General features: G+C 73.6%; 20 protein-coding genes and 1 pseudogene. 7 read left to right on the forward strand and 14 right to left on the reverse strand.

Translation table 11 applies throughout. From position 1 onward, the window contains the following. Positions 1-4: 4 nt before the first annotated feature. Positions 5-916 carry a LysR family transcriptional regulator gene (locus tag AB4K12_RS20910; RefSeq protein WP_368435627.1) on the reverse strand — a complete coding sequence of 304 codons (912 nt, stop codon included), beginning with the start codon at positions 914-916 and terminating at the stop codon, positions 5-7. A 125-nt stretch (positions 917-1,041) separates the two neighbouring features. On the opposite strand from AB4K12_RS20910, the gene AB4K12_RS20915 reads away from it, so the two are divergent. Together AB4K12_RS20915 and AB4K12_RS20920 are read left to right on the forward strand one after the other, a co-directional pair. Next, entirely contained in the window at positions 1,042-1,851 is an 810-nt protein-coding gene (locus AB4K12_RS20915; protein WP_368435628.1) for an inositol monophosphatase, read from the forward strand. Positions 1,852-1,908: 57 nt separating this feature from the next. Beyond that, positions 1,909-2,553 (forward strand): annotated as a pseudogene (locus AB4K12_RS20920) (NADPH-dependent F420 reductase). 37 nt (positions 2,554-2,590) lie between these two features. On the opposite strand, the gene AB4K12_RS20925 reads toward AB4K12_RS20920, so the two are convergent. The 11 genes from AB4K12_RS20925 to AB4K12_RS20975 all read right to left on the reverse strand — a co-directional run bounded on the left by AB4K12_RS20925 (position 2,591) and on the right by AB4K12_RS20975 (position 17,243). Next, on the reverse strand, positions 2,591-5,158 hold the full coding sequence (locus AB4K12_RS20925; protein WP_368435629.1) for an ATP-binding protein: 2,568 nt from the start codon (positions 5,156-5,158) through the stop codon (positions 2,591-2,593). Between the two features lie 259 nt (positions 5,159-5,417). Then, positions 5,418-7,931, reverse strand: a complete 2,514-nt coding sequence (locus tag AB4K12_RS20930; RefSeq protein WP_368435630.1) for an acyl-CoA reductase — start codon at positions 7,929-7,931, stop codon at positions 5,418-5,420. Next, positions 7,928-9,085 carry an acyl-protein synthase gene (locus tag AB4K12_RS20935; protein WP_368435631.1) on the reverse strand — a complete coding sequence of 386 codons (1,158 nt, stop codon included), beginning with the start codon at positions 9,083-9,085 and terminating at the stop codon, positions 7,928-7,930. The genes AB4K12_RS20930 and AB4K12_RS20935 overlap by 4 nt, the downstream gene beginning before the upstream one ends. Then, positions 9,082-10,224, reverse strand: coding sequence for an N-acetyltransferase family protein (locus AB4K12_RS20940; RefSeq protein ID WP_368435632.1), 1,143 nt, complete (start codon positions 10,222-10,224; stop codon positions 9,082-9,084). The genes AB4K12_RS20935 and AB4K12_RS20940 overlap by 4 nt, the downstream gene beginning before the upstream one ends. Then, on the reverse strand, positions 10,221-11,516 hold the full coding sequence (locus tag AB4K12_RS20945) for an MFS transporter (RefSeq protein ID WP_368435633.1): 1,296 nt from the start codon (positions 11,514-11,516) through the stop codon (positions 10,221-10,223). Before AB4K12_RS20945 ends, AB4K12_RS20940 begins: the two co-directional genes overlap by 4 nt. Then, on the reverse strand, positions 11,513-12,784 hold the full coding sequence (locus AB4K12_RS20950) for a phenylacetate--CoA ligase family protein (RefSeq protein ID WP_368435634.1): 1,272 nt from the start codon (positions 12,782-12,784) through the stop codon (positions 11,513-11,515). Before AB4K12_RS20950 ends, AB4K12_RS20945 begins: the two co-directional genes overlap by 4 nt. A gap of 272 nt (positions 12,785-13,056) precedes the next feature. After that, positions 13,057-13,710, reverse strand: coding sequence for a response regulator transcription factor (locus tag AB4K12_RS20955; protein WP_207248285.1), 654 nt, complete (start codon positions 13,708-13,710; stop codon positions 13,057-13,059). Positions 13,711-13,744: 34 nt separating this feature from the next. Continuing rightward, entirely contained in the window at positions 13,745-15,445 is a 1,701-nt protein-coding gene (locus AB4K12_RS20960; RefSeq protein WP_368435635.1) for a sensor histidine kinase, read from the reverse strand. 139 nt (positions 15,446-15,584) lie between these two features. Then, positions 15,585-16,010 (reverse strand): MscL family protein, encoded by a 426-nt coding sequence (locus tag AB4K12_RS20965; RefSeq protein WP_368435636.1) that lies wholly within the window; start codon positions 16,008-16,010, stop codon positions 15,585-15,587. 70 nt (positions 16,011-16,080) lie between these two features. Beyond that, positions 16,081-16,350 (reverse strand): DUF1876 domain-containing protein, encoded by a 270-nt coding sequence (locus AB4K12_RS20970; protein WP_368435637.1) that lies wholly within the window; start codon positions 16,348-16,350, stop codon positions 16,081-16,083. A 158-nt stretch (positions 16,351-16,508) separates the two neighbouring features. Then, a complete protein-coding gene (locus AB4K12_RS20975; protein WP_368435638.1) occupies positions 16,509-17,243 on the reverse strand; it encodes a Mut7-C RNAse domain-containing protein in 735 nt (244 codons plus the stop codon). Between the two features lie 225 nt (positions 17,244-17,468). On the opposite strand from AB4K12_RS20975, the gene AB4K12_RS20980 reads away from it, so the two are divergent. From AB4K12_RS20980 to AB4K12_RS21000, 5 genes are all read left to right on the forward strand, one after another. Further along, on the forward strand, positions 17,469-17,762 hold the full coding sequence (locus AB4K12_RS20980) for an acyl carrier protein (RefSeq protein ID WP_368435639.1): 294 nt from the start codon (positions 17,469-17,471) through the stop codon (positions 17,760-17,762). Then, on the forward strand, positions 17,759-18,982 hold the full coding sequence (locus tag AB4K12_RS20985) for a beta-ketoacyl synthase (RefSeq protein ID WP_368435640.1): 1,224 nt from the start codon (positions 17,759-17,761) through the stop codon (positions 18,980-18,982). The genes AB4K12_RS20980 and AB4K12_RS20985 overlap by 4 nt, the downstream gene beginning before the upstream one ends. After that, positions 18,979-21,237, forward strand: a complete 2,259-nt coding sequence (locus AB4K12_RS20990; RefSeq protein WP_368435641.1) for an MMPL family transporter — start codon at positions 18,979-18,981, stop codon at positions 21,235-21,237. Before AB4K12_RS20985 ends, AB4K12_RS20990 begins: the two co-directional genes overlap by 4 nt. A gap of 121 nt (positions 21,238-21,358) precedes the next feature. Beyond that, positions 21,359-21,949, forward strand: coding sequence for a hypothetical protein (locus AB4K12_RS20995; RefSeq protein WP_368435642.1), 591 nt, complete (start codon positions 21,359-21,361; stop codon positions 21,947-21,949). A 16-nt stretch (positions 21,950-21,965) separates the two neighbouring features. After that, positions 21,966-22,841: a hypothetical protein gene (locus tag AB4K12_RS21000; RefSeq protein WP_368435643.1), complete on the forward strand. Its 876-nt coding sequence runs from the start codon at positions 21,966-21,968 to the stop codon at positions 22,839-22,841. 147 nt (positions 22,842-22,988) lie between these two features. On the opposite strand, the gene AB4K12_RS21005 is transcribed toward AB4K12_RS21000, so the two are convergent. Then, positions 22,989-23,891, reverse strand: coding sequence for a S1 family peptidase (locus tag AB4K12_RS21005; RefSeq protein ID WP_368435644.1), 903 nt, complete (start codon positions 23,889-23,891; stop codon positions 22,989-22,991). Positions 23,892-24,239: 348 nt separating this feature from the next. Next, entirely contained in the window at positions 24,240-25,214 is a 975-nt protein-coding gene (locus tag AB4K12_RS21010; protein ID WP_368435645.1) for a TIGR04222 domain-containing membrane protein, read from the reverse strand.

Consider the following 25,214-nt stretch of genomic DNA (forward strand, 5'->3'; position numbering starts at 1 on the left):
GCCGTCACCGGTCGGGGGGAGTGAACAGGGCCCGGAGGGTTCGGGCGGCTGTTTCGCGCAGCCAGGCGTGGGCGGGGTCGTTGTCGTAGCGCTGGTGCCAGAGCAGGTGGAGGGGTACTTCGGGCAGTTCGAGCGGCAGCGGCAGTGTGGTCAGGCCGAGCTGGTGGCGGGCGGAGCGGGTGGCCGCGTCGGGGAGGGTGACCACGAGGTCGGTGTCGCGGGCGAGTTGCAGTGCGGTGGCCGTGGTGGGGGCGGAGGCGATGACGCGGCGCTCGTGGCCGAGTGCGGTCAGGGCTTCGTCGATCCGGTTGTGGAGGCGTCCGCGTCGGGAGACGGTGAGGTGATCGGCCGCGGCGTACCTCTCGGCGGTAACGGACTGTTCGGTGAGGGAGTGGCCCGGGCGGACGGCGAGGACGAGCCGGTCGCGGCCGATGAGGCGGTGGCGGATGTCGGGCAGGGACGGCGGGCCGGCACTGGAGGCGAGGTCGACCTCGCCGCGGCGCAGCTCGGGGGTGTCGTCACCGGGCTCGGCGGTCAGACGCAGTTGTACCCCGGGAGCCTGGCGGTGTACCGCGGCGATCAGGGCGGTCCCGCAGGTGGTGGTGAGGGCGTCGTGCCAGCGGACGGTGAACACCCGCTCCAGAGTCGCCAGGTCGAGTTCCTCCTGAGCGGACAGCAGCTGGTGGGCCTGCTGCACCAGGGCGTGGACCTGGGTGCGCATGGCCAGGGCGCGGGTGGTGGGAGTCATGTGGCGTCCGGTGCGGACCAGGATCTGGTCGCCGGTGGCTTTGCGGATACGGCCCAGGGAGCGGCTCATCGCCGGTGCGGTGACGTGGAGGCGGGCCGCGGCCCCGGCCACGCTGCCCTCCTCCAGCAGGGCGTCCAGGGCGGTGAGCAGATTCAAATCCAGTTGCATGACAGTAACTGTACGAGTGAAAACCATGCACTTGTTGTTAACAATTGCGGCTTCTAACTTTGAGGTGCGGGGCCGGGGAAAGCGCCAACGGTCGCCCCGCTTCTGCCGAATCCGGGGAGTGCACCATGACCACAGCCATGCCTTTCGGCCTCGACGCCACGCTCCTGTCCGCGGTGACCGCCGCGGTGGAGGACGCCGGAGTCACCCTGCGGGAGCGCTACACGACCCATGCCCGGGGCGTGAGCCTGGAAGAGGTCGTCGGCGAGATCCACGCGAATGACGACGCGGTCCTCGCCGTGATGCGTGAGCCGCTGCTGCGGGCGAGGCCGGGGTCGCGGTGGGCGGAGGACGAGCTGGCCGGCGGGGCACTCCCGCCGGGCGAGTGGTGGGTCGTCGACCCGGCCGAGGGCAACATCAACCACGTCCACGGCATGCCGGACTGGGCCGTCACCGCCACCCTGGTGCGTGACAACCAGCCGGTCCTCACGGTCGTTCACCTCCCGCTGACCGGCGACACCTACACCGCCACCGCCGGCGGCGGTGCCCACCTCAACGGCCATACCCTGACCGTGTCGGCCAAGAGTGACCTGGGTGCCGCGCTGATCGGCACCGGCCAGGCCCGGCCCGGCGAGAGCACCGACACCTTCCGCCGCATCGGCGCATCGGTCACCGCCATGCTCACCGCCGGTCTCGTCGTGCGCGTGTCCGTCCCGGCCACGCTGCAGCTCATCCACGTCGCCGCCGGACGCATGGACGCCTTCTGGCAGTTCTCCGATGTCCGCTCCGGCCTCGTCGCCGGCGCCCTGCTGGTCACCGAGGCCGGAGGCACCGTCACCGACCTGGACGGCAAGCCCTGGAACACGGCCGGCCGCGACTTCTTGGCCGCCGCCCCCCAGATCCACACCGCCGCGCTCGACATCCTGTCCTCGATCTGACCGGCCCCACCCGAACCATCCCGACCCTCCCACCCCAGACCACAAGGAGCCCCCCTGATGACCGACATCGGTATCCTGGGCGCCGGCCGCGTCGGCACCAACCTCGCCCGCACCCTCACCGCGGCGGGACACCACGTCACCCTCGGCCGCCGCTAGAACGGCGAAGAGACGGGCACCCCGCCCGCGGACGGCACCGCACTCCGCTATGCGGATCACTCCACCACCGCCCGCACCGCGGACATCGTGATCAACGCCACCCCCGGCGACAGTTCCCTGGGCCGACTCACCGCCCTGCGGGCCGAACTCGCCGGCAAGATCCTCATCGATGTCTCCAACGCCACCCACGACGCCGACGACGGGCTGCCCGGCGACCTGTGCTACCCGGGCAGCAGCCTCGCCGAACAGCTCCAGGCCGCTCTGCCCGACACCCACGTCGTCAAGACCCTCAACACCATGCTGTTCATGGTCATGACCGCCCCCGAGGCACTGACCACCCCGCCCACCGCCTACCTCTCCGGAAACGACGAGCAGGCCAAGAAGACCGTCACCAGGCTGCTCGGCGACCTGGGCTGGCGGACCGACCGGATCGAAGACCTCGGCGACATCACCACCGCCCGCGCGACAGAAGCCATGATCCTCGTCGTCCCCCATGTCCTGCGCCGCCACGGCTTCACCCCCTTCGCCGTCTCCCTCGCCCGCTGACCCATTTCGACAGCGACACCGGTTCCCTGTTCCGTTCCTACTCGGACCCTGTGTCCCCCGCCGTCGGCGCCGGGACGGCGGGCAGCGAGACGACCATCGTCAGGCCGCCGCCAGGGGTCTCCTCGGGGGTGAGCGTTCCGCCCATGGCCTCGGTCAGGCCCCGGGAGAGGGCCAGGCCCAGGCCGAGGCCGGTGGTGTTGTCGGTGTCGCCGAGCCGCTGGAACGGCGCGAAGGCCCGTTCGCGGTCGGCGGCGCGTATCCCGGGCCCCCGGTCGACGACGCGCAGCTCGACGCGGCCGGCGAGGACGCTGGCGGTGACGGTGGCCGGACGGCCGGGCGGCGAGTGACGGGCGGCGTTGGCGACCAGGTTGGCGAGGACGCGCTCGAGCAGCGGCGGGTCGGCGAGCACGTCCGGTACGGGCGTCAGGTCCTGGGCGACGACGGGGTCGGCCGGCGGCTCCGGCAGGCTGTCCAGGGCGGGCGGGAGCACGTCGGCGAGCGCGGTGGGCTGCAGGTGGAGGGTCAGGGCGCCCGCCTGGATGCGGCTCATGTCGAGGAGGTTGTCCACCAGCCGGTTGAGCCGGGCCAGGGACTCCTCGGCGGTGGCCAGCAGTTCCTCCTTGTCCTCGTCGGAGAAGCGCACGTCCCGGCTGCGCAGGGAGCTGACGGCCGCCCAGCCGCTGGCCAGCGGGGTGCGCAGGTCGTGGCTGACGGCGGCGAGCAGGGCGGTGCGCATGCGGTCGGCGGCCCTGACGGGTTCGATCTCGGCCGCCGCCTCGGCGAGACGGGCGCGTTCCACGGCGGCCGTCAGATGGGCGGCGAAGGCGGTGAGCACCCGCCGTTCGGTGGCGGGCAGGTCGCGACCGCGCAGGACGAGCAGGCGGTCCTCCCCCACCGGCACCCGGATACCGCTGCCGTCCCCGTCGTCCGGCGCGCGGCCCGCCCGTACCGTTTCCCCGTCCCCGTGGCGCGGGCGCAGCTCGACGGACTCCATGCCGAAGGTCTCGCGGGTGCGTTCCAGCAGGACGGGCACGTCCTGCTCGCCGCGCAGGATGCCGCCCGCGAGCGAGGACAGGGTCTGGGCCTCGGCGGTGGCGCGGGCGGCGCGGCGGCTGAGCCGCAGCGAGCGGTCCACGACGGCGGCGACGGTGACGGCGACGAGCGCGAACACCACCAGGGCCAGAACGTTGTTGGCCTCGGCGATGGTGAAGCGGCCGGCGGGCGGAATGAAGTAGTAGTTGAGCAGGAGCGAGGCCGCGAGGGACGCCAGCAGGGCGGACAGCACCCCGCCGATGCAGGCCACGCCGACGACGGCCACCAGGAAGATCAGGGCCTCGCTGGTGAGGTTGAGGTTGAGGGCGTCGGCGACGGCCGGGCGCCGCAGCAGCAGGGTCAGCAGGGCGGGCAGCGCGAGCCCGGCGAGGGGCCCGCCGAGCCGGCGGGCGAGGGCGAGGTCCCGGCCGGGGGCGGGCCGGCCGCGGCCCCGCCCCGCCCGCTCGTGGGTGACCAGGTGGACGTCGATGTCCCCGGACGCCTCGACCACCGCCTCCCCCACCCCGCGCGTGGCGAGGACGCGCTGCAGCCGGCCGCGGCGGCTGACGCCGACCACGATCTGGGTGGCGTTCTCGGCGCGGGCGAACTCCAGCAGGGCCATGGGCACGTGGTCGCCGACGACGGTGTGGTAGCTGCCGCCCAGGCTCTCCACGAGCTGCCGCTGCCGGGCCAGCGCGGCGGGCGAGGCCCCGGCGAGTCCGTCGCTGCGGGCGACGTGGACGGCGAGCAGGTCCCCGCCGGAGGACCGGGCGGCGATGCGGGCGGCACGGCGGATGAGGGTGTCGCCCTCGGCGCCGCCGGTGATGCCGACGACCACGCGTTCCCGGGTCTCCCACACGCCGCCGATGCCGTGCTCGGCGCGGTAGCGGTGCAGGGTCTCGTCGACCCGCTCGGCGACCCACAGCAGGGCCAGCTCGCGCAGGGCGGTGAGGTTGCCGACGCGGAAGTAGTGCGAGAGCGCGGCGTCGATCTCCTCGGGGGCGTGGATGTTGCCGTGGGCCATGCGGCGGCGCAGCGCCTCGGGTGCCATGTCGACGAGTTCGATCTGGTGGGCGCGGCGCACGACCTCGTCGGGGACGGTCTCGTGCCGCGGCACGCCGGTGATCTTCTCGACGACGTCGCTCAGGGACTCGAGGTCCTCGATGTTGACGGTGGTGACGACGTCGATTCCGGCCCTCAGCAGTTCCTCGACGTCCTGCCAGCGCTCGGGGTGGCCGGCGCCCGGGGCGTTGGTGTGGGCCAGTTCGTCGACGAGCGCCACATGGGGGCGGCGTTCGAGGACGGCGGCGAGGTCGAGCTCGGCGTACTCCACGCCCCGGTGGGTGCGGCGCAGCCGGGGCAGGATCTCCAGGCCCTCGAGCATCTCCTCGGTGTGCGGGCGGTGGTGGCACTCGGCGAGGGCCACGACGACGTCGGTGCCGCGCAGGGACCGGCGCCAGCCCTCGTCCAGCATCCGGTAGGTCTTGCCGACTCCCGGGGCCGCGCCGAGGAAGACCTTCAGTGTGCCGGGGCGATTACCCGGCGTGTCGGACGGAGCACCGGCCTGGGGCATGGTGCCGCTCCTTCGTCTCGGGGGCGGCGGCGCGCCGCCCGGCGGCCTGCGGGGTTATGACCCATCGTCAGGTCGTCGGGGCGGGCGGCGGCAGGCCGGGCCGCGACGTTGACGCGATTCTGACTGCGACGCGGGGCGCGACCGAGCGGTCCTGTCGACGTCCGGTGCGGTACCCGCGCCCCGTAAGGGGCGCGGGGAACCGCGCGACCGGCCCCCGCCGGCGCGCGGACGAACGCGAACGCACTACCAAGCGGAGCGCTCAGTGCCGCTCGTCCACCACCGCCCGCAGCTTTCCGCTGGACGCCGTGCGGTGGAAGTCCGCGGTGTCCGCCGTCTCGACCACGAGGTCGAGCAGGCGCTCCTCGACGGCCGACCGCAGCTCCGGGTAGCCGGCGAGGAGGGCGGTGCGCAGGTCGTCCGGGGTCGCCGTGGAGGTGTCCTCGATGCGGACGGTGAGCCGCTCGCGCGGGCCCGCGTCGGTGAGGAGCACCTGGAGTTCGCCGGAGTAGCCGCGGTCCTCCTCGGCGATGGCGACGATGCGCCGGTAGTTGAGGAAGTACGTGGCCACGCGCATCACGTCGCCGAGCCTGCCGAGCAGTTCGAAGCGCGGGGCGTGGCTTCCGCAGGGGCAGCGGCCGGGAACGGCGCGGCCGAGGTCGCCGATCACGTAGCGGCCCAGGTTCTGGCCGCGCCGGGCGTGGGTGGTGAAGACCAGGCGGCCGGTGTCGCCGGGCGTCACGGGGCGGTCGGCGTCGGTCTCGAGGATCTCGAGGGTGTGCAGGTCGGCGTGCAGGTGGTGGACGCCGCCGGTGCTCTCGGCGCACTGGTAGCCCAGGGGGCCCAGGTCGGTGCTGCCGTAGGTGATCGAGCGTATGGTCTCGATGCCGAAGGTCTCGGCGAGGGTGCGGCGCTGTTCTGCCGTGAAGTGCTCGCCGCCGTAGAAGATCCTGCGGATGCCGCCGTAGGCGCGCAGCCGTTCGCCCTCCTCGTGGAGGAGCTGCCACAGGTACGAGGGCATGCCGAAGAGGGTGTCGACCTCGTGGGCGACGATCGCCTCGGCCGTGGCCCGGTGGTCGGCGCTCGCCGCGATGGGCATCTGGACCCCGCCCAGCCGCTCCAGGATGGAGAAGAAGCTGATGAAGCCGCCGTACATGCCGCCGCAGTAGAAGAGGTTGGCGGTGCGGTCGCGTGCCGGGTCGTAGCCGGCGGCCAGCAGGCCGCGGGCGGCGGCGTGCATCTGGGTGTCGTAGTCGTCGTAGGTGAACAGGGACAGGGCCGGCGTGCCCGTGCTGCCGCCGCTGCGGAAGTACAGCTCGGCGTCGCGCCGGTCGACGTCGTGGTTGAGTTCCTGGACGGCGGCCTTGTCCAGCAGGGGTCCGCTCGGCGCGGGGAACTCCACCGGGCGCGCCAGGTCGTCCAGGCACGCGGTGGTGGCGAAGCGCTCGTCGGCCTGGACGGCGACGCGGCGGCTGTAACGCTGCAGGGCGTAGACGCCGTCGTGCGGCTCGCCGGAGTAACCGGCCTGCATGGCACCGACCGGGGTGACGCGGGTGGCGCCCGCGGCCAGGGTCAGCCGGGCGAGCTCGGCGGTGTCGGTGCGGTTCCCGGCGATGCCCGCGGTCTGCAGGTAGCGGCGCATGGGGCGCAGGGTGGCCAGGATGTTCCGGCGGGGCAGCGGCTTGACCCACACGCTGCGGTGCAGCGGGGAGGCGGTGAGGGCGGGCCGGGTGTCGGCCATGACGCGCCAGGAGCCGTCGGGGGCGCTGACGACGTGGGTGAGGCCGAGGTGTTCCTCGAGGCGGGCGATGAGCTCGGTGGTGGTGAGCTCGGCCTCCTCGGCGGGGTCGGGCCCGTCCGTGGGCGGTTCGGCGGGCGGCATGGCGGCCAGGACGGCCGCGAAGCGCTCGGCGAAGGCGAAGACCTCGTCGGCGTCCTCGGTGTCGAGGTAGACCACCTGGGGGCTGGAGCAGGCCTGCTGCTCGTAGAGGCACACGTCGGCCGCGAGGGCGTCGAGGACCTCCGCGTCCCGCCAGGCGTCGCGCGTGAGGTAGGCGAAGGAGATCTTGTGTCCCCACTCCACCAGGCGGCAGCCGGCCGGTACATGGGCGGCGACGCCCTCGACGGCGGCCTCGCCACCCCATACGGCGACGGCGTCGGCCGGGGCGCACATCAGCCGCAGCCACTCCTGCCGCGCGGAGGAGAAGCGCAGCACGATGACGCGCTCGGCGATGGCCCCGCTCTCGTCGAGGGCGGCCAGTTCGGCGAGGAGGTGCTGGGCGAGGAGGCTGTCGGAGCCGCTGGTCTTGAGGATGTTGACGTTGCCGGCGAGCAGCCCCTCGACGAGGCTGAGGGGGGCGACGGTGGCGGCGTTGCCGGGGGCGATGTGGGCGACGAGGCCGACCGGGGCCCAGGCCTCGTAGACGGTCTCCCGGGCGTCGGGGCGGCCGAGCCGCTGCGGGGCGGTGCCGCCGAGCTCACGGCGGAGCTTGCGGGTCAGCTCCCGGCGGCCGAGGAAGGCGCCGAGCTCGGCGAGCACGCTCGCGTCCTCGCCCTCCGGCAGGAGCCGGGCCAGGCGGGCGTGGGTGGGGTGGGCGGGGTCGAGCAGGGCGGTCGCCAGCGTGTCGCAGGCGGCCAGGAGGGTCTCGGTCTCCAGGGGCCTGGCCAGGGCGGCCTCGACGGCGGCGGGCAGTCCGGCCAGGCGCCGGCCCGCCTCCTCGTCGTCGATGAAGGCGCCCTGCCAGTAGTGCGGGTGGTGGGTGGTCCCGTTGGTCACGACATGCCCTTCATCAGTTCGGCGGCGGCCACCGCGCAGCTCTTGTTGCGGCTCACTCCGGCGCGGCCGTGGATGACGAACCAGTCGGTGTCCAGTTCGCAGCCGCACTCCTCGCCGGGGTGCAGGGAGGCGAGGTCGCCCATGACGACGCTCTGCGCCGGTACGGACGTGATGTAGGGGGACACCAGGTGCAGGTAGCCCCGCTCGCCGTGGCCGAGCGGCTCCAGCGTGCGCGTGGAGCGGATGAACACGCGGGACCAGACGGGCGCGTGGAGGTTGTGGTGCGAGCACTCGATATAGGGGACGCAGTGCTCGACGGAGCCGAAGGTGTCGCGGATCCGCTCGGAGGGGATGCCGAGCTGTTCGGTGACGCGGGCGTAGAGCTCGTGCTTGCCGATCTGCCGGTCGGTGTGGCCCTTCCATCCGCCGCCGAGGATGATCAGGGAGCCCTCGGGGAGCGTCAGCGGCGGCAGGCCCATGGCGCTCATCCGCTCCAGGGTGAACCAGAGGAACGCCGGGAAGCCCAGGATGCGTACGGGCGCGTCCTCCTCGGCGAAGCGGCGCAGGGCGGCGACGCAGCCGAAGGGGTCGAACTCATGGCCGTTGCCGGTGTCGCGCAGGGCGTACTCGACGTGCCGCGCGGGGGCGAAGTCGCACAGGTAGTTGTCGGTGAAGGCGGTGCCCAGCTTGAGGTCGCGGGCGGGCTCGTAGCTGTAGAGCAGGTAGTTGACCGGCTGGTCGGGGGTGATCCAGCCGTTGCGGTCGAAGATGCGGGCCACCATGCGCTGGGCGGAGCGGATGGTCCACTCGTCGAAGAACATCTGCGACTTCTGGCCGGTGGTGCCGGACGAGGTCAGGTGCAGGTGGACGTCGTCCCGGGGGATCGAGAGGACCTCGTGGCGCTTGAAGAAGTTCGCGTGGACCAGCGGGGCGTCGTAGGGCGTGGACGGCCGCTCGCCGGCGTGGAGGCTCCGGAAGAAGGGCGAACGGTCCGCGTGCCAGGCGTTGGTCTCCGCCATGGCGGCGGCGAAGAGCTCCTCCTCGGCGGGGCCCGAGGCGTAGGGGTCGGTCAGGTCGCACAGCCGCTGCACATGGGGCAGCAGGGCCGGGTCGGGGACGGCGACCGGGGCGAGATGGGGATTGACGGGGGTCATGGGGCAACCTCGAGTGTGGGCAGGTACGTCGACGCCCAGGCCGACGCGTAGGCGTCCAGGTACGGCTGGAGCTGTTCGTCGACGACCACGCCGCGGAAGTCGATCTGCTCGGCGGCACGGGACATCACGACGTAGTCGTGGAAGCGGTCGCCGTCGGCCTCGGGGCGCATCGCGGGGTAGAGGGCGCTGGGGATGAAGCCCTGGGCCAGGAAGGCCGAGAGCAGCCCGTGCTCGGAGAGCGGCAGCAGCGCCTCGACGTAGCCGGTGCCGGCCCGGGTGAGGGTCCGGGTGATCGCCTCCAGGCAGTCGGCGGCGACGGCCGGGCCGGGGTGGGCGGCGACCAGGGCGCAGTAGCGTCCGGTGCGGTTGAGGTAGGCGTACACCTCGAAGCGGTCGTCGTCGGCCACCAGCAGGGTGTTGGGGGTGTGCAGCGGGTAGAACCAGCGGTCGGCGTCGGGAAAGCGGTCGTGGAAGCGGCGGCGTACGAAGCCGGGGGCCTCGATCATCTCCAGCCGCGCCGGCGTCGTGCTCGCCCGCGTGGGCAGCGGCGCGGTGACGGCGGTGTCCGCGTAGTCGATGCCCAGGTTGCGCTCGACGGTGCGCAGCAGGGGCACGAGCGGGGCCGGCACCTCGGGGACGGGGACGCGGCGGTCCAGGACCCCGGCGGAGTGACGCGCGTAGAGTGCGAGGCTTTCCCGGCTGCTGAGGTCCACGGCGTTGGGCAGGACGCCCAGCGGCCTGAAGCCGTTGCGGGAGACCACGCGCTGCGGGCCGGCGCTGACGGTGCGGACGGTGGCGTACACCGAGTCCAGCCGCCCGGTCTCCAGCATCCGCGCGCACAGCTCCTCGGTCAGCGTCCCGGCCAGGCCGGCCGCCCGGTGGTCCGGGTGGACGGCGAGGCCCTCGAGCTTGCCGGTGCGGCTGCCGGCCTCGCTGCGGATGGCGGCGGACCCGGCGAGGCCGCCGGTGCGCGGGCAGCGGGCGACGAGCCAGAGGGAGTGCGGGTCCGCGATGAGGCGGGACATCTCCACGGGGTCGGTGCCGAGCGCGACGGGGTAGTGCGGGCCGTAGACGGCGTAGTACAGCTGGCGCAGGTCGGCGATGTCGGCGGGGGTCGCCGCGTCGATGACGATGGTCATGCCCGTCCTCCCGCGCCGGCGGTCTCCGGCGTCCGCTCGTCGGCGGGCTCCTGCCCGTCGGTGCTCTCCCGCAGCAGGGCCAGCGCGCAGGCGGCCGGGATCAGTCCGGCGGCCTGGATCAGGCACAGGACGCGCACGGAGAGGTGGTCGCCCAGCAGGCCGAAGAGGAGCGAGGCGAGGGGGAACGTCGCGCCCAGCACCGCCTGCATCACCGCGAAGAAGCCGGGCTTGTCGGCGGCGGGCACGAGCCGCTGGAACAGCGCCACGAACCGCACCCCGATCACGCCCACGCACCAGCCGGCCGCCACCAGGCAGCCCGCCATGACGAACCGTCCGGCCACCAGGCCGGGGACGGCGAACGCGGCGGCCATGACGCCCAGCAGGCAGGCGCCGAGGGCGGTGGGGCGGCCGGGCACCCGGGCGCCGGTGAAGGAGCCGATCAGCGTGCCGACGCCCAGCGAGGCCTCGAGCAGGGCGACGGTGGAACCGCCGTCGCCGAGGACGGACTTGGTGTAGAGCGGGATGACGACGAAGACCGCGGTGGTGAAGAGGTTGGCGGCGGTGAAGCAGAGCAGGATCCTGCGGACCTGGGGCAGGCCGGCGAGGATCTGACGCAGCGTCCGGGGCGCCGGGGCGGCCTCCGGGTCGCCGTCGGCGGTGGCGGCCGCGGCCGGGCGGAAGCGGACGGTCGCGATGAGCACCGCGGCCGCGACGTAGGCGCAGGCGCAGCCCACGGCGAGGCCCGCGACGCCCGCCCGGTCGACGATCAGGGCGCCGAGCAGGGCCCCGCCGAGGCCGGCCAGCGACTGGGTGGACAGCTCGAAGCCGGTGGCGGCCTCGATGTCCTCGTCGTCGACGAGGTCGGGCACCGAGGTGGTCAGGCAGGGGTCGAAGAAGGCCTGGCAGGCGGCGAGGGCGAGCGTCGCGGCGTACGCGGCGGCGAGCGGCAGCCCGCTCGCGCAGGCCCAGGCGGCCAGCACCGCGGCGACGGCGCCCGCCGCGCCGGCGGCGGCGCGCAGCACGGAGCGGGGGGCGAAGCGGGCGACGGTCCGGGCGACGACGGGCGCCAGGGCCACGGCGGGCAGCGTGCTGACGGCCATGAACAGCCCCGAGGCCAGTCCCCGGCCGCCGCTGACGGCGTAGGCGACCAGCCACCAGGAGATGCCGACCTGGAACATCCGCACCGCGGCCTGGGTCAGGACCTGGCCCAGCCAGACGGTTCCGAACGCCCGGTTGCGCAGGACGAGGGGCAGGCGGCGGCCTTCGGAGGCCGCCGGAACGGAGGTGGTCATGCGGTCGGCCTCTCGTCGATGACGCGGACGAGCTTGCCGGAGCGGGAGTTGACGACGAGGTCGCTGTGGCGTGCCCATTCCACGGTCATGGGGTGGACGTAGCCGGCGTCGACGCTGTCGGGGTACAGCGGCCGGGCGGCGTTCAGCTCGGCCACGACGGCCTTGGCGAGCACTTCGAGCTCGGCGGGGTCGTCGTCGCCGGGGGCGGTGGCGAGGCGGAGCACGAGCTGGTCGCGGCCCTCGTGGCGGCGCACCACCAGCTGGGTGCCCATAACGCGGCCGTCGGTGTCCGCGGCGGCGACGGCGGCGAGCGCGTCCTGCGAGTACAGCGACACTGGCCCGACGCGTACGCCCTCCTCGGCGCGGCCGAGGATGCGGAAGTGGCCGGCGGCGCGGTCGGTCCACTCCGCGCGGTCGCCCGCGGGGTAGCGGATGACGGGCATGAGCCTGCGGAAGAGCTGGGTCACCACGACGCGTCCGGCGCGGCCCTCCTCCTCGATGGGCTCGTCGGTGGTCTCGTCGAGGATCTCGACGACGGTGTGCGGGGAGAAGGCGCGGTGCACACGGGGGTCGGGGCCAGGCACGGGGCGGCCGAGGAGGCCGGCGTCGACGCTGGCATAGCCGAGGGAGCGTGCCTCGGCATGCGGGAAGGCGGCGGCCAGCAGTCGGCGCTGGTCGTCGAAGAGGGCCTCGCCGCCGAAGAACAGCAACTCCACGGAGGGAAGTTGACGGCCCGTCGCGACCACGTACTCGGCGAGCCGGCACAGGGTGGTCGGGGTGCCCGCCACGACCTGCGCGCCGAAGTCCTCGAGCGTGGGGACCGTGGTCTCCAGCGGGGCGGCGCCGCCGATGGGCAGGCGGACGTTGTCGACGGGGGCGTGGGCGAGGGAGTCGAGGACGAAGAGGAAGCTGGCGTAGAGCTCTCCGGCGTAGAAGAGGTCCGCCACCCGGTGGCCGGGGCGCAGGCCCGCCTCGACGAGCCCCTGCCCGAAGGCGGTGACGAACTCCCGCCACTCCTCGCGGGTGAAGCAGGAGAACTTCGGTGCGCCGGTGGTGCCGCCGGTCTTGTAGACGACCGCCTCGCCGAGCGGGGCGGTCAACACGGTGTTGTCCTGGAGGGTGTTCGCTGCCCAGAAGGCGTTCTGGTCGACGACGGGGAGATCGGCGAGACGGTCCGTGCCGGCCGGCAGGTGTGCGTAGAGCGCCGAGTAGAAGGGAGAGTTATGGCGGGTGAAACGTATGAGGTCCGATAGCGAATGAACGGACATGCGGCCTTTGCCTAGGTGATGCGGGACAGGGCTGGAGATGGTGCGGCATGGCGATGCGCGGCGGGGAAGGGTTCTCCCGCCACGTGCCTGTGCGAGGTGTTCCGCGGGAGGAGGCGCGCAGCGCGTGCAACGCACTCCCGACGTCGCTCCGGCGTCGCGTCCGACGCTCCGTCACGAGGGAACGCCGAAAAACATATCGCAAAATCCCCGAATCTCTGAACACATGTCAGGCAAAGGTGGCCTGAAACCTTACTTTCTTCGGTCTGAGTGCCTTAGGACCCCAACCCCGCGTCGCGCGCCAGCAAGGCGGCCTGCACGCGGTTGTCGCATGCGAGCTTGGCGAGGATCCGACTCACATACGTCTTCACCGTGGCCTCGCTCATATGGAGCCGCCTGCCCGCGTCGGCGTTGGAGAGCCCCTCGCCCAGCAGGGCGAGCACCTCGCGTTCGCGGTCGCCGAGCACGGCCACCCGCTGCCGGGCCTCCTCGGCCCGGGTGGCGGCCGCGCCTCCGGCCAGGGAGTCGACCACGTGCCGGGTGGCGGCGGGCGAGAGATACGCGTCGCCCGCCGCTGCCGCCCGCACCGCCCCGATCAGCTCGCTCGGGGCGGAGTCCTTGAGCAGGAAGCCCGCCCCGCCCTGGCGCAGGGCCCGCAGGACGTTGTCGCGCTCCCCGAACGTGGTCAGGATCAGCGCCCGTGTGCCCGGCACCGCGCGGCCGAGCTCGCCGAGGGCCGTGAGGCCGTCCATGACCGGCATCCGGATGTCGAGCAGCGCCACGTCCGCCCGGTGCCGCCGGGCCAGCTCGACCGCCTCGCGTCCGTTCGCCGCCTCGGCCACGACCTCGATGTCGTCGGCCGAGGTGAGGATCATCTTGATGCCCGCCCTGATGAGCGGCTCGTCGTCGGCGACGATGACACGGATCACCTGCTGTACTCCTGCTCGGGGTCGCTGTGCGGCGCTAGCTCTTGACGTGGAACTCGCGCTTCTCGGACAGTTTCCCGTCCTTGAAGCAGAAGCGGTACACCGTGTCCGTCAACAGCCCCCGGGAGGTGTCGGTCGACAGCAGGGACAGGCAGCTCATGCCGGCCGGCTCGGCGGGCAGCTTGTCCTCGACATCGGAGGTGAGGAAGGACTTGCCCTCCGGCAGCTTCTCGCGCACCTGCCGCTCGGGGTCGCCGACCTTGACCGACTCGTAGACCACCGGGTCGATCATGACCTTGTCGGCCTCGTCGACTATCGCCCCTATCCCGAAGACGGCCGCCACGGCCAGCACCACCAGGATCAGCAGGCCGACGACGGCGCCGACCAGGCAGCCGTTGCTCTTCTTCGTGCTCATGATGTCCTTGAACTCCTCGCGCGGATCCAGCCGGTCGATGACCGGTCCACCGTCGCCGGGAGCCACCTCTTCCATCTGCCGCCGAAAGTCGTCGGACGCGTCGACGAACGTCGCCGCCTTACGGGCCTCCCCCGCCTCGGCGGAGTCGTACGGCAGCACGCCGGCGAGCCGGAAGCCGCCGTCCTCGGCGGGGCCGGTGAACACCATGCCGCCGACCAGCCGGGCCCGCTCCCGCAGCCCGGTCAGGCCCTGGCCGCCGCTGACCGCCTCCCCCTGCCCGGCCGCCCGGGCCTCGCCCGGGGGGACCGGGCCGTTGGCCACCTCCACGAGGAGCGAGTCGGGTTCGTAGCGCAGGTTGACCGCGATGGCCGCGCCGGGTGCGTGCTTGGCGGCGTTGGTCAGCCCCTCCTGCACGATGCGGTATCCCGTGTGGTCGGCGGCGGGGGCCAGCGGCCGGATCTCGCCCGAGCGGTCGACGCCCACCCGCATGCCCGCCGCCACGGCCGCCTCGACCAGCTCCTCGATCCCGGCCACCACCCGGGAGACGGGCTGCTCCTCCTCCGGAGTGCCGTCCTTGAGGATGCCCACGACCTCGCGCAGCTCCTGCATGGCGGCCACCGAGGCCTCCCGCAGCACGCCGACCGCCTCCCGCTGGCGCCCGGTCAGCTCCCGGTCCACCTCCAGCGCGCCGGTCTGCACCGCGATCAGGGCGAGCTGATGGCCCAGGCTGTCGTGCATGTCCTGCGCGATGCGCTGCCGCTCGCGCAAGCGGGCCTGGCTCGCGACCATCTCACGCTCGCGCAGCAGTTGGACGTTGCGCAGTCTGAGGGTGCGCAGCAGGGTGCGGCGCTGGGTCCAGTAGCGGTTGGTCAGGCCGGGGACGACCGCGAACATCAGGAACAGGGCGGTGCCGAAGATCAGCACGAAGACCATCTGGTCCGGCGCCTTCCACAGGGCGAACGCCTCGAAGAGCGCGAAGGAGACGGTGAAGGCCACCAGTGCCTGCAGCACGCCGGGGATACGCCGCCCGGCGGACCAGGCGGCCACGCCCAGCAGGAACAGGCCGCCGGACTCCGACAGCGAGCCGAACGCGCCGGCCGCGATCAGCACGCTGGCGGGCAGCGTCCGTCGCAGCAGGGACAGCGCGGCGACGATCAGCCCGGCGCCGATCGCCCAGGGCCAGCCGAAGCCGAGCTCCGACCGGCCCGCGATCAGCCCCAGCGCCAGCGCGAGCACGCCCTCCCCGACCAGCCGCCGCCGGGACCACTGCCCCGGGTCGGTCAGGCGTTGCCACAGGTCACGGGCCCACGATGTCACGTTCACACCGGAACCTTAGGCAGTGCGGCCCACCGGGCACACTCAACGAAGGTCGCGGCGTGGCCCTACGAAAGTCGCACCTACGAAAGTCGCACGTCCGCGCGAACGCCTCCGCAGGCGCCGCGGCCCCGCGAACGTCGCGGCCCTACGCCAGTTCCTGGTCGGAACCGCAGTACCGGCACCTGCGGGCGGCCGCGGGCAGGTCCTCGCACAGGCAGGCCGGGCACGTCTTGAGCGGCCCCGGCTCGGCGAAGACGACCACGCCCCGGCGCGCCTGGACGTGCTTGTACGGCACGACGATGAAGAAATAGACGACGGCCATGAAGATGACGAAGTAGATGACCGCGGAGATGAAGGCCCCGAGGTCGAGATAGGTGGCCTGATTTCCCGGCCGGCCGAGCTGCCAGCCCAGCCCCATGGAGCGCCCGCCCTGAAGGCTCGCGATGATGGGGTTGATCACGGAATCGGTGAACGCCTTGATCAGCGTGGACAGGGCCAGCGCGATGATCAGCCCCACGGCCACGGTGACGATGTCACCGCGCATCACGAAACTCTTGAATCCCTTGAGCACGCGCAGCACCCTACCTCCGCACCGCCGGCTTTCCGCGGTGCGGCGCGGTGTCGCGGGGCCCGCGCGCCGGTCACATCGCCGGGTGGGCCTCGACGTGGGTGACCGCCTCGATGTCGTGCCCGGCCTTGTCCAGCAGGTCCCGGGAGAGCTGGTTGAGCGCTCTCGCGGCGGCGACCTCCTCGCCGACCTTCACCTGCTCGGGGTCGTCGGGGTGCCGCGTGGCGTGGGCTTTCGCCCGGAGCTCGGCGCCGTCGGGAAGCCTCAGCATGGCGGCCGCGCGGGTGCGCTTGTCGACTTCCTCGAATTCGACCTCGACGTGCCATCCGACGATCGTCTTCATAGCGTCCACCTCCTGTAGTACGTATCCAGCGTGCACCCGGAAGGCGGAATGCGACACCGGACGGGCCCCTCGGCCCGCCCGGCGGCGGAGAAACAAAGGCGGAGAAACGAAAAGGCGGGAAAACGCAAACGCTCGACGGAAACGCTCAGCGGAAACGCTCAGGCGGCGGTCGTGCCGAATTCCCGCACCGCGTCCTCGACGATCGCCTGGAGCTTCGCGTGGTGAGCGCCGCGCCAGTACACCCGGCCGCACGCCAGGCATTGGGCGAAGACGTCGTACGTACGCCGCGTGCCGTGCTCGAGGTGCTCGCGGACCGCTTCCTTGTCCGCGTCCTGGAGCGGGCCGTTGCAGGCGGTGCAGCGCGTCCACGGGGCCAGGACCGGCGCGAAGCGGCCGAGGATGTCGCGCAGCTGCTCGTCGGGGCGGTCGCTGTAGACGTACGCCCCCGCCCACAGCTCCCGGCGTCGCAGCAGCCCCCGGTCCCGGGAGAGCATCACCCGTCGCTGGGCCGCGGAGAGGGCGGCCAGCGCCGGGTCGCCGATGTCCTCGCTCTCGTACTCCGCGTCGACGCCCAGCAGGCGCAGCCGCCGTGCGAGGGTGCCCAGGTGCACGTCGAGCAGGAACCGCAGCGGGGCGCCGGGCACCTCCTGGGGGCGGGTGACGGCCTCGACCTCCACGGACTCGCCCGGACCCGGGATATGGGACCGCGCCACTTCCTTCCCGTCGACGAGCAGCCGGCCCGCCTCGGTGAGCGGAACGCCGAGGGACTCGACCACGTGCCCGAGCGTGGAGACGCCGTCGGTGGTCACCGGCGTGCCCGGCCGGCGGCGGTCGGCGGGAACGAAAAGCCGCAGCTCAGGGGCGAAGCTGAAGGGAATCTGGGGACCGTTCACGCAGCACAGCATGCCACTGCCGGGCGGCGGAACGCCCGGGGTTTTCCCGGCGGCGGTCCTCGGCAGGACGGGTGACAGCGACGACGACGGCGAGCGTGTCGTTCCGGCCCGGGGCGGAGGGCGGAGGAGGCTGCGACGAAGGAACAACCGGATAAGTGCGCTATGACATGAGATGAACTGTATGCCTGGCGTCCGGCAGCCGACCCCGAGCGAGGAGAACGGTCGATGGAACCCGTATACGACCTGATGACCCGTCTGCTCTCGGAATACTTCGGTGTTCCCGAGGAGCAACTCACCCCGGACGCGACCTTCGAGCGGCTCGACATCGACTCCCTCGCCCAGGTCGAGATGGTCACCCTGCTCGAGGACCGGTTGAAGGTGACCCTGGGCGAGCCCCCGGCGGGCGCCACGCTCGGCGAGATCGCCGCCCGCATCGAACGGCTGGTCGCCGCGGGCACCGTCGGCGCGCAGCCGCAGGCCCCGGCCGACGCCGTGGCCCCGGCCGGGCCGGTCCGGTGAGCGAACGCGAGGTCGCCGTCACCGGCATCGGCATGGTGACTCCGGCCGGACTCGGCCGGGAGGCGACCTGGGACGGGCTGTGCGCCGGCGAGGGCCTCGGCGCGTTCGACGAGGACCTGGCCGGGCTGCCGGTCGACTTCTCGTGCCGGGTGCCCGGCTTCGACGGCAACGCGCTGCTCGGCCGGCGGATCACCTGGCGCAACGACCGCTTCATCCACCTGGCGATGGTCGCCGCGCGCGAGGCGGTGGCCGACGCGGCGCTGGATCCCGCCGTCTGGGACGCCCCCCGCGTCGCGATCGTCATCGGCACCGCCAGCAACGGCGGCGACCGCTGGCCGCAGGAGTACCGCAACCTGGACGAGGGCCGGGTGGAGGCCATCTCGCCCACCGCGCTGCTGCGTTCGCTGCCCAACATGGTCGCCGGGGAGGTGTCCAAGGACCTGCGCGCCCTGGGGCCGTGCCTGACCACCTCCACCGCCTGCGCCTCGGGCGCCACCGCCGTCGGCACCGCCCGCGACCTGCTGCGCGCGGGGGCGTGCGACATCGCCATCGCCGGCGGCACCGACAGCGCCCGCGTCCCGATGGGCTCGGCCGCCTTCTACCGGATGCAGGCGCTGTCGCGGCGCTGCCACGACCCGGCCGGCGCCTCCCGGCCGTTCGACGCGGACCGCGACGGGTTCGTGCTGAGCGAGGGCGCGGCCATGCTCATCCTCGAACGCCCGCTGCACGCGCGGGCCCGGGGTGCCCGCGTGCGCGGCTACCTCTCCGGCTACGGCGCCTCCAGCGACGGCTACCACGCCACCCGCCCGGACCCCGAGGGCGCGGGCGCGCGGCGCGCCGTGGAGGCGGCGCTGGCGGATGCCCGCGCCGGGCTCGACGAGGTGCACCACGTCAACGCGCACGGCACCTCCACCCCCCTCAACGACGACGTCGAGGCCGCCATGCTGAGCGCCGTCTTCCGCACCCCGCCGCCGGTCACCTCGCTCAAGGGCGTCATCGGTCACTCCCTCGGGGCGGCCGGCGCGGTCGACGCCGCGTGCACGGTGCTCTCCCTGGAGCGGCAGCTCATTCCGCCCACCGCCAACCTCGACCGCCTCGACGACGGGATGGACCTGGACGTGGTGACGAAGATCGCCAGGCGGCACCGCATGGAGGGGGCGCTCAGCAACTCCTTCGGCTTCGGCGGGCAGAACGCCGTGCTCTTCTTCCGGGCCGCGTGACCCCTCAGCCCGCCCCCGGCCCCGCGCCCCTGGCCCCGGCCTCCCCCGAGGCCGGGGCCGGGGCCGCGACCACGGCGGGCGCGTCCGGCCGCGACGCCGTCCGGCGGCCGGCGGCCTGGCTGGTCCCCGCGCTCGCCGCCGTGCTCACCGCCCTGCTCGCGGTGGCGGGCTCCGGCACGGCCGGCCGGCTCGCCAACGGCGGCTACACCGCCACCGGCACCGAGTCGGCGCGGGCCAACGCCCTGCTGGCCGACCGCTTCGGCGCCGGGAACCCCGACATCGTCCTGCTCGCCCGCGCCGCGGGCGGCGTGGACACGGCCCGGGCGCGGGCGGCGGGGCAGGACCTCACCGCACGGCTGGCGCGCGCCCCCGGCGTGGCGAGCGTGCGCTCGTACTGGCCGGGCGGCGACGCGTCCCTGCGCGCGGCGGACGGCGCCGCCGCGCTCGTCACCGCCGACCTCGCGGGCGCCGACCGGGACGCGGCGCGCACCGCCGAGAAGCTCGTGCCCGGCCTCACCGGCCGCCAGGGCGTCCTGGACGTCTCCGCCACCGGAGGCGCCTGGGTCAGCGTGGAGGCCAGGGAACAGAGCCAGCGGGACCTGATGCGGGCCGAGCTGGTGGCCGCGCCCGTCACCCTGCTGCTCCTGGTCCTCTCCCTGCGGTCGCTGGTGGCCGCCCTCGTGCCGCTGGTGATCGGGGCGGTGTCCGTCGTCGGCACGACGGCGCTGCTGCGGCTGCTCACCTACGTCATGCCCGTGTCCGTGTTCGCCATGAACCTCACCAGCGCCCTGGGCTTCGGACTCGCGGTGGACTACGGCCTCCTCCTCGTCACCCGCTACCGCGAGGAGCTGCGCGCGGGGCACCCCGTCGAGCTCGCCGTGCGGCGCACCGCGCACCGGGCGGGGCGTACCGTCGCCGTCTCCGCCTGCGCGGTCGCGCTGTCGATGTCGGCGCTGCTGGTGCTGCCGCTGCCGTTCCTGCGGTCGATGGCCTGCGCCGGCATGGCGGTGGCGGTGTTCTCGGCGGCCACCGCCACGGTGCTCGTACCCCCCGTCCTCACGCTCCTGGGCACCCGCGTCGACCGCTGCGACCCGCTCACGGTGCTGCGCCGGGGACGGGCGGCCGGGCCGCCGCGGGCGGACAGCCCCGCCTGGCGGGCCGTCGCCCGTGCCGTGACCCGGCGGCCGCTGGCCTACGGCGGCGGCTGCGCCCTCGTACTGCTGCTGCTCGCCTCGCCGTTCGCGCACGTGCGGTTCGGCCTGCCGGACGAGCGGGTACTGCCCTCGCACACCGAGGCGCACCGGACCTCCGATGAGATCCGGGCGCGCTTCGCCTCCTCGGCCGACCGGACGGTGACGGTCGTCCTGCCCCGCGCGGATCCGGTACGGGACGCCGCGGCCCTGCGGGCGTACGCGCGCACCGCGGCCGCCCTGCCGTCGGCCGGGAGGGCCCGGTGGGCGGCCACCCCCGGCGCCACGGCCGCCGGGGGTCCACGGCGGGGGGCAGTGCTGCTGCTGAGCGGCCCGCGGCAGGCCCAGTCCACGGCCGGCCAGGAGCTGGTGCGCGCCCTGCGGGCACTGCCCGCGCCCGGCGGCGGGCAGCTGGTCACGGGGCGCTCCGCGCTGCTGACCGACACCCGCGAGGCCGTGCGGGAGCGGCTGCCGCTCGCCGCCGCCGTCGCGGCGCTGGCGACGTGGGCCATGCTGTTCCTGCTCACGGGCAGCGTGCTGCTGCCGGTGAAGGGGCTGGTCATCGGGGCGCTCAGTCTCGGTGCGAGCTTCGGGGTGCTGGTGTTCGTCTTCCAGGACGGGCATCTGCGCAGGGCGCTCGGCGGGTTCACGGCGACGGGGGCGCTGGACATCTCCATGCCCCTGCTCATGTTCGCGATCGCGTTCGGGCTGGCGATCGACTACGAGATCTTCCTGCTGTCGCGGGTGAGGGAGCGCTATTTCCTGACGGGTGACAACCGCCGGTCGGTGGTGGAGGGCGTGGCCCGTACGGGCCGGCTGGTGACCACCGGCGCGCTGGCCGTGGCCGTGGTGACGGGCGCGCTGGCCACCTCGGGGGTGACCTCGCTCAAGCTGCTGGGCACGGGGCTGGCGACCGCCGTGCTGGTGGACGCGGTGCTGGTGCGGGGCGTGCTCGTCCCGGCGTACCTGACGGTCGCGGGGCGGCTCAACTGGTGGGTGCCGGCCCGGCTGGGCCGGCTGCACGCGCGCGTGGCCGGACGGCTGGGTCTGGCCGACGGGCACTGAGGGCGGGCGCTCGCGCCGGGAACGGGTGAATTGTCCCTGGCGTCGCGCGCCTGCCGCGCCGGGGCGGCCGGCCGTGGTTACCGTCGGCAGCGTGGATCAGCGATGGTGCCGGGCACACCCCGTGAGACGAGGTCTCCTGCTGGCCCTGAGCACGGCCGCCGCCACCGCTCTGACGCTCGCGGGCTGCTCCTCCGACGACGGCGGGGAGGAGCCGGCGCCGGGCGGGGGCACCGGCAAGAAGCAGCAGGGCGGCTTCGGCTCGGCCGGCAAGCCCTCCGCGAACTTCTCCGGCACCTGGCCGAAGGGCAAGGTCGCGGTCACCGTGCCCGAGGGGAAGGGCGACGGTCAGCCGCCGTCCTCCCAGAGCTACGAGACCGAGGTGACGTTCCAGGACAAGACACCCGGCGAGGGCCGCTGGACGACCCGGCCCGAGCCGCAGACCGTCACCCTGACGACCGGCAGGACCACCGAGATCGACTGGGAGTTCCCCCCGGATCAGGGCAAGCCGGCCGTCGCCGCCCACACCGTGTGCGCCAACCTCTCCGGCTATTCCGAGGACCTGTGCGGCAGCGTTCCCACGGCCGGCCACGAGCGCCAGGGCCCGGCCTCCCCGCCGGGCGGGGGCGGCACCCCCGCGACACCCGGCGCGCCACCGGCCACCCCCGAGGCCCCGCCCGACGTGGACACGCCCGGCGAGCCCGGCGAGCCGTAGGACGGCGAGGGACGCGGTGGAGGAAGAGGAGCAGACCCCGGTCCGGCCGCCGTGGGGCGCGTGGTTCAAGACGATCGCCGGGGTCGTCGCGCCCACCACCCTGGTGACGGGCCTGCTCCTGTACTTCGGCTTCGCCTACGTCGACGCCCGGTACCAGTACTTCGGCATCGACGCGGCGACGCTGGACCTGTCCACCCAGGACTACCTGCTGCGCAGCGCCGGCCCCCTGTTCATGCCGGTCGGCACGGCCCTGATGGTCGGCCTCCTCGGCGCCCTGGGCTACACGGCGGTCTCCGTGCTCAGCGCGTCGCGGCCCCGCCTGACACCGGTCCTGACGGGGTTGTCGCTGGGGCTCGTCGGGTGCGGGGTGGCGCTGTTCGTCGTCGGTGTGCTCGCCGGGTACGAGGTCTGGCACGCCGGGCTGCTGGACACTCCCCTGATCCTGTGTTCCGGCCTGCTGCTGGTGCTGTACGGACGGCTGCTGTACCTGAGATCCACCGGGCGCATGGGGTACGGGAGGCGGGAGCTGACCGCCCTGGCGTTCGTCGCGGCGCTGATCTCGCTGTGCCTGTTCTGGACCGTGCAGGCCTACGCCCAGCTGCAGGGCCGCTCCGACGCCCGCTACCTCGCCCGCAACCTCGGGCTGCGGCCGGAGATCGTCCTCGACACGACCGAGCGCCTGCACTTCACGGGCTCCGGCGTGCGCGAGGAGGTGCTGCCGTCGGTCCCGGGCGTCGCCCAGCGCTTCCGCTACCGCTACCACGGCCTGCGCCTGCTCGCCCAGGTCGACAACCGGATGTTCGTCATTCCGCAGGGCTGGGACCGGAGCCGGGGCGACGTGCTGATCGTCCCGGCGGACTCCAACGCCCGGGTCGCCTTCCGCCCCGGATGAGCCCCGGGTGAGCCCCGGGTGAGCCCCGGGTGAGCCCCGGGTGAGCCCCGGGTGACGCGGGCCGGCGCCGTGGCGCGCGGGCCCCGCACGGCAGCGACCCCCGGGCGGAGGCGAACGCCCGGGGGTCGCGCCGTGGGGGCATGGAGGTCAGGGCAGCTGGGCCCCGAGCGCGCCGAGGGCGGCGGGGACGGGCTGGAAGAAGGTCTCGCCGCCCGAGGAGCAGTCGCCGCTGCCGCCGGACGTGAGGCCGAGGGCGGTGTCGCCGTCGAAGAGGGCGCCGCCGCTGTCGCCGGGCTCCGCGCAGACCGTGGTCCCGATCAGGCCTTTGACCTGGCCTTCCTGGTAGTTGACGGTGACGTCGAGAGCGGTGACCTCGCCGTCGTGGACCTGGGTGGTGCTGCCGCTGCGCGAGACGTGTTCGCCGACGGTCGCCTCGCCGGCCTTGGCGATCTCCTGCCGGCCGCCGTCGTAGAGGTCCACCGCGCTCGGGTGGTCGGTGGTGGCGGTGTACTTCACGAGGGCGTAGTCGTTGCCGGGGAAGGACGCCTTCTCGGTCGTGCCGACACGGGAGCCGCCCTGCGACTCGGACCAGGAGGCCGAGGCGTTGCCGCAGTGCCCGGCGGTCAGGAAGTACGGCTTGCCGCCCTTGGTGACGTTGAATCCGAGGGAGCAGCGCACTCCGCTGCCCCAGATGGCGTCGCCGCCCGCGATGAGGGGCCGCAGCGTGCCGGCCGTCCGCTTGACGGTCGCCCTGTCGCCGAGGGCGGCGACGGCGTCGCGCACCTTCGCCAGGGCGGCGCCCTCGACCGTGCGGTCGACGGTGACGACGACCCTGCCCGCCGCGTGGTCGACGTACGTGGTGGTGCCGGGGACGGCCGCGTCGGCGTCGAGCGCCCGCTGGGCCGCGGCGAGGGCGGCGGCCGTGGGCATCACGGCCGGACCGGGGGGCGCCGCGCCTGCGCTGTGCGTGGTGAGCGAGGTGGTCGCCAGGGCCGCGGCGCCGGCGACGGCCAGGGCCGTCCGGAGCCTGGGTATGCGTGAGTGGTTCAACTCGCCGACCTCCTGTGAGGGGGGTGCGCCCGTCGTCGTCGACGTCCGGGCACGGGAGGATTCATGCGGCACGGCCGCGACCGCACGTCGCGTCCATGTCAAGAGTTGCCGAACGAGTGTCCCGTCCGGACATCGCGGCGCACAAGAAAGCATCCGGTCGCACACGATCGCCCACGAGGACGTGGACGGGAGGAGCGACCGCTTCCGCAATATGACGCTCCGTCAGAGGTCAACGGCGTGAACACCCATGACCGCCGCCACCATCGGACGGCGGGCGGATAGCGGACACGGCGCGCCGCGACTGTCCGGTATTCGCCCGCGCGCCGACGGCGGTGCGGCCGGGAGCGGCTAGCTGCTGCCGCAGCTCGAGGACGAGCAGCTGCTGGAAGAGCAGCTGGAGGACGAACAACTCGAGCTGCTCGAGCAACTCGAACCGCTCGAGCAGGACGAGTACAAGGTCGACGAGGACGAGGAGGAGGACGACGAGGACGAGTACGAAGAACTCGTCCTCTTCTTCCGGGTGGAGGAGGAGCGGCGCATGGGGGAACGGCTCGAGGGCTCCTGGTCCGCCTTCTTGAGCTGTGTACGCAGCTCGCCGTCGGGGAGTGCCTCGTATCCGCGCCGGGCGACCAGCCCGGCCAGCCGGGCCGCCTCGTCCCGCTCCTCGTTCCAGGGGCCGCTCCAGGGGTCGATCGCCTCGAGGTAGCCGCGGTATTCGGCGCCGAGGTCGGTGGCGTTCTCCCAGGAGTGGCGGGGCGGGGCGCCCTTCACACGCAGCACGATCCCGGCGACGACGAGGACAAGCATGATCAGCGCGGCGGCGCGGAATCCGGGGACGGGCAGCAGGCCCGTCCCCAGGGTCGCCCCGACGACCAGGCCGGCCACCTGCGTGTTGGCCGCGCGCTCCCAGGAGCGCCGCGCGGCCGCCGACAGCAGCAGGCCCCGAGCCTCCAGCGAACGTTCCAGGGTGTCCATCGCGGGTTTCCAGCGGAGCACCGTCCGGAGCTTGCCGAGCGAGCCGCTCCAGTCGGCGCCGCACGCGCTCAGGAGCGCGCGTTCCACGGCGTCGTGGGAGACCGCCTCGAGCACCGTGACCTTGCCGTCGGATCCGACGGCGATCCGTCCGTCGGTGACCATGCGGGTGATCACGGTGTCGGCGGCGCGGTAGCCGCCGCCCATCAGGTAGGCGACCTCGACCACCTCCGGCGTGCTGATCTTCCGGACGGGGATGTCGGCGCCGCGCGCCTGGCCCCGTAGGGAGAGGAGCCAGGCCGAGGGGCCCACGAGGCCCACGAAGGCGAGCAGCGCGAGGAAGGCGAGCAT

The organism is Streptomyces sp. C36 (genome assembly GCF_040932295.1).
Classification (GTDB): Bacteria; Actinomycetota; Actinomycetes; order Streptomycetales; family Streptomycetaceae; genus Streptomyces; species Streptomyces triculaminicus.

Coding starts and splice junctions, on each gene's coding strand:
- AB4K12_RS20915 (WP_368435628.1), top strand. CDS start 1,042: ATGACCACAGCCATGCCTTTCGGCCTCGACGCCACGCTCCTGTCCGCG.
- AB4K12_RS20980 (WP_368435639.1), top strand. CDS start 17,469: ATGGAACCCGTATACGACCTGATGACCCGTCTGCTCTCGGAATACTTC.
- AB4K12_RS20910 (WP_368435627.1), bottom strand. CDS start 916: ATGCAACTGGATTTGAATCTGCTCACCGCCCTGGACGCCCTGCTGGAG.
- AB4K12_RS20970 (WP_368435637.1), bottom strand. CDS start 16,350: ATGAAGACGATCGTCGGATGGCACGTCGAGGTCGAATTCGAGGAAGTC.
- AB4K12_RS20935 (WP_368435631.1), bottom strand. CDS start 9,085: ATGACCCCCGTCAATCCCCATCTCGCCCCGGTCGCCGTCCCCGACCCG.
- AB4K12_RS20945 (WP_368435633.1), bottom strand. CDS start 11,516: ATGACCACCTCCGTTCCGGCGGCCTCCGAAGGCCGCCGCCTGCCCCTC.
- AB4K12_RS20950 (WP_368435634.1), bottom strand. CDS start 12,784: ATGTCCGTTCATTCGCTATCGGACCTCATACGTTTCACCCGCCATAAC.
- AB4K12_RS21010 (WP_368435645.1), bottom strand. CDS start 25,214: ATGCTCGCCTTCCTCGCGCTGCTCGCCTTCGTGGGCCTCGTGGGCCCC.
- AB4K12_RS20925 (WP_368435629.1), bottom strand. CDS start 5,158: ATGCCCCAGGCCGGTGCTCCGTCCGACACGCCGGGTAATCGCCCCGGC.
- AB4K12_RS20940 (WP_368435632.1), bottom strand. CDS start 10,224: ATGACCATCGTCATCGACGCGGCGACCCCCGCCGACATCGCCGACCTG.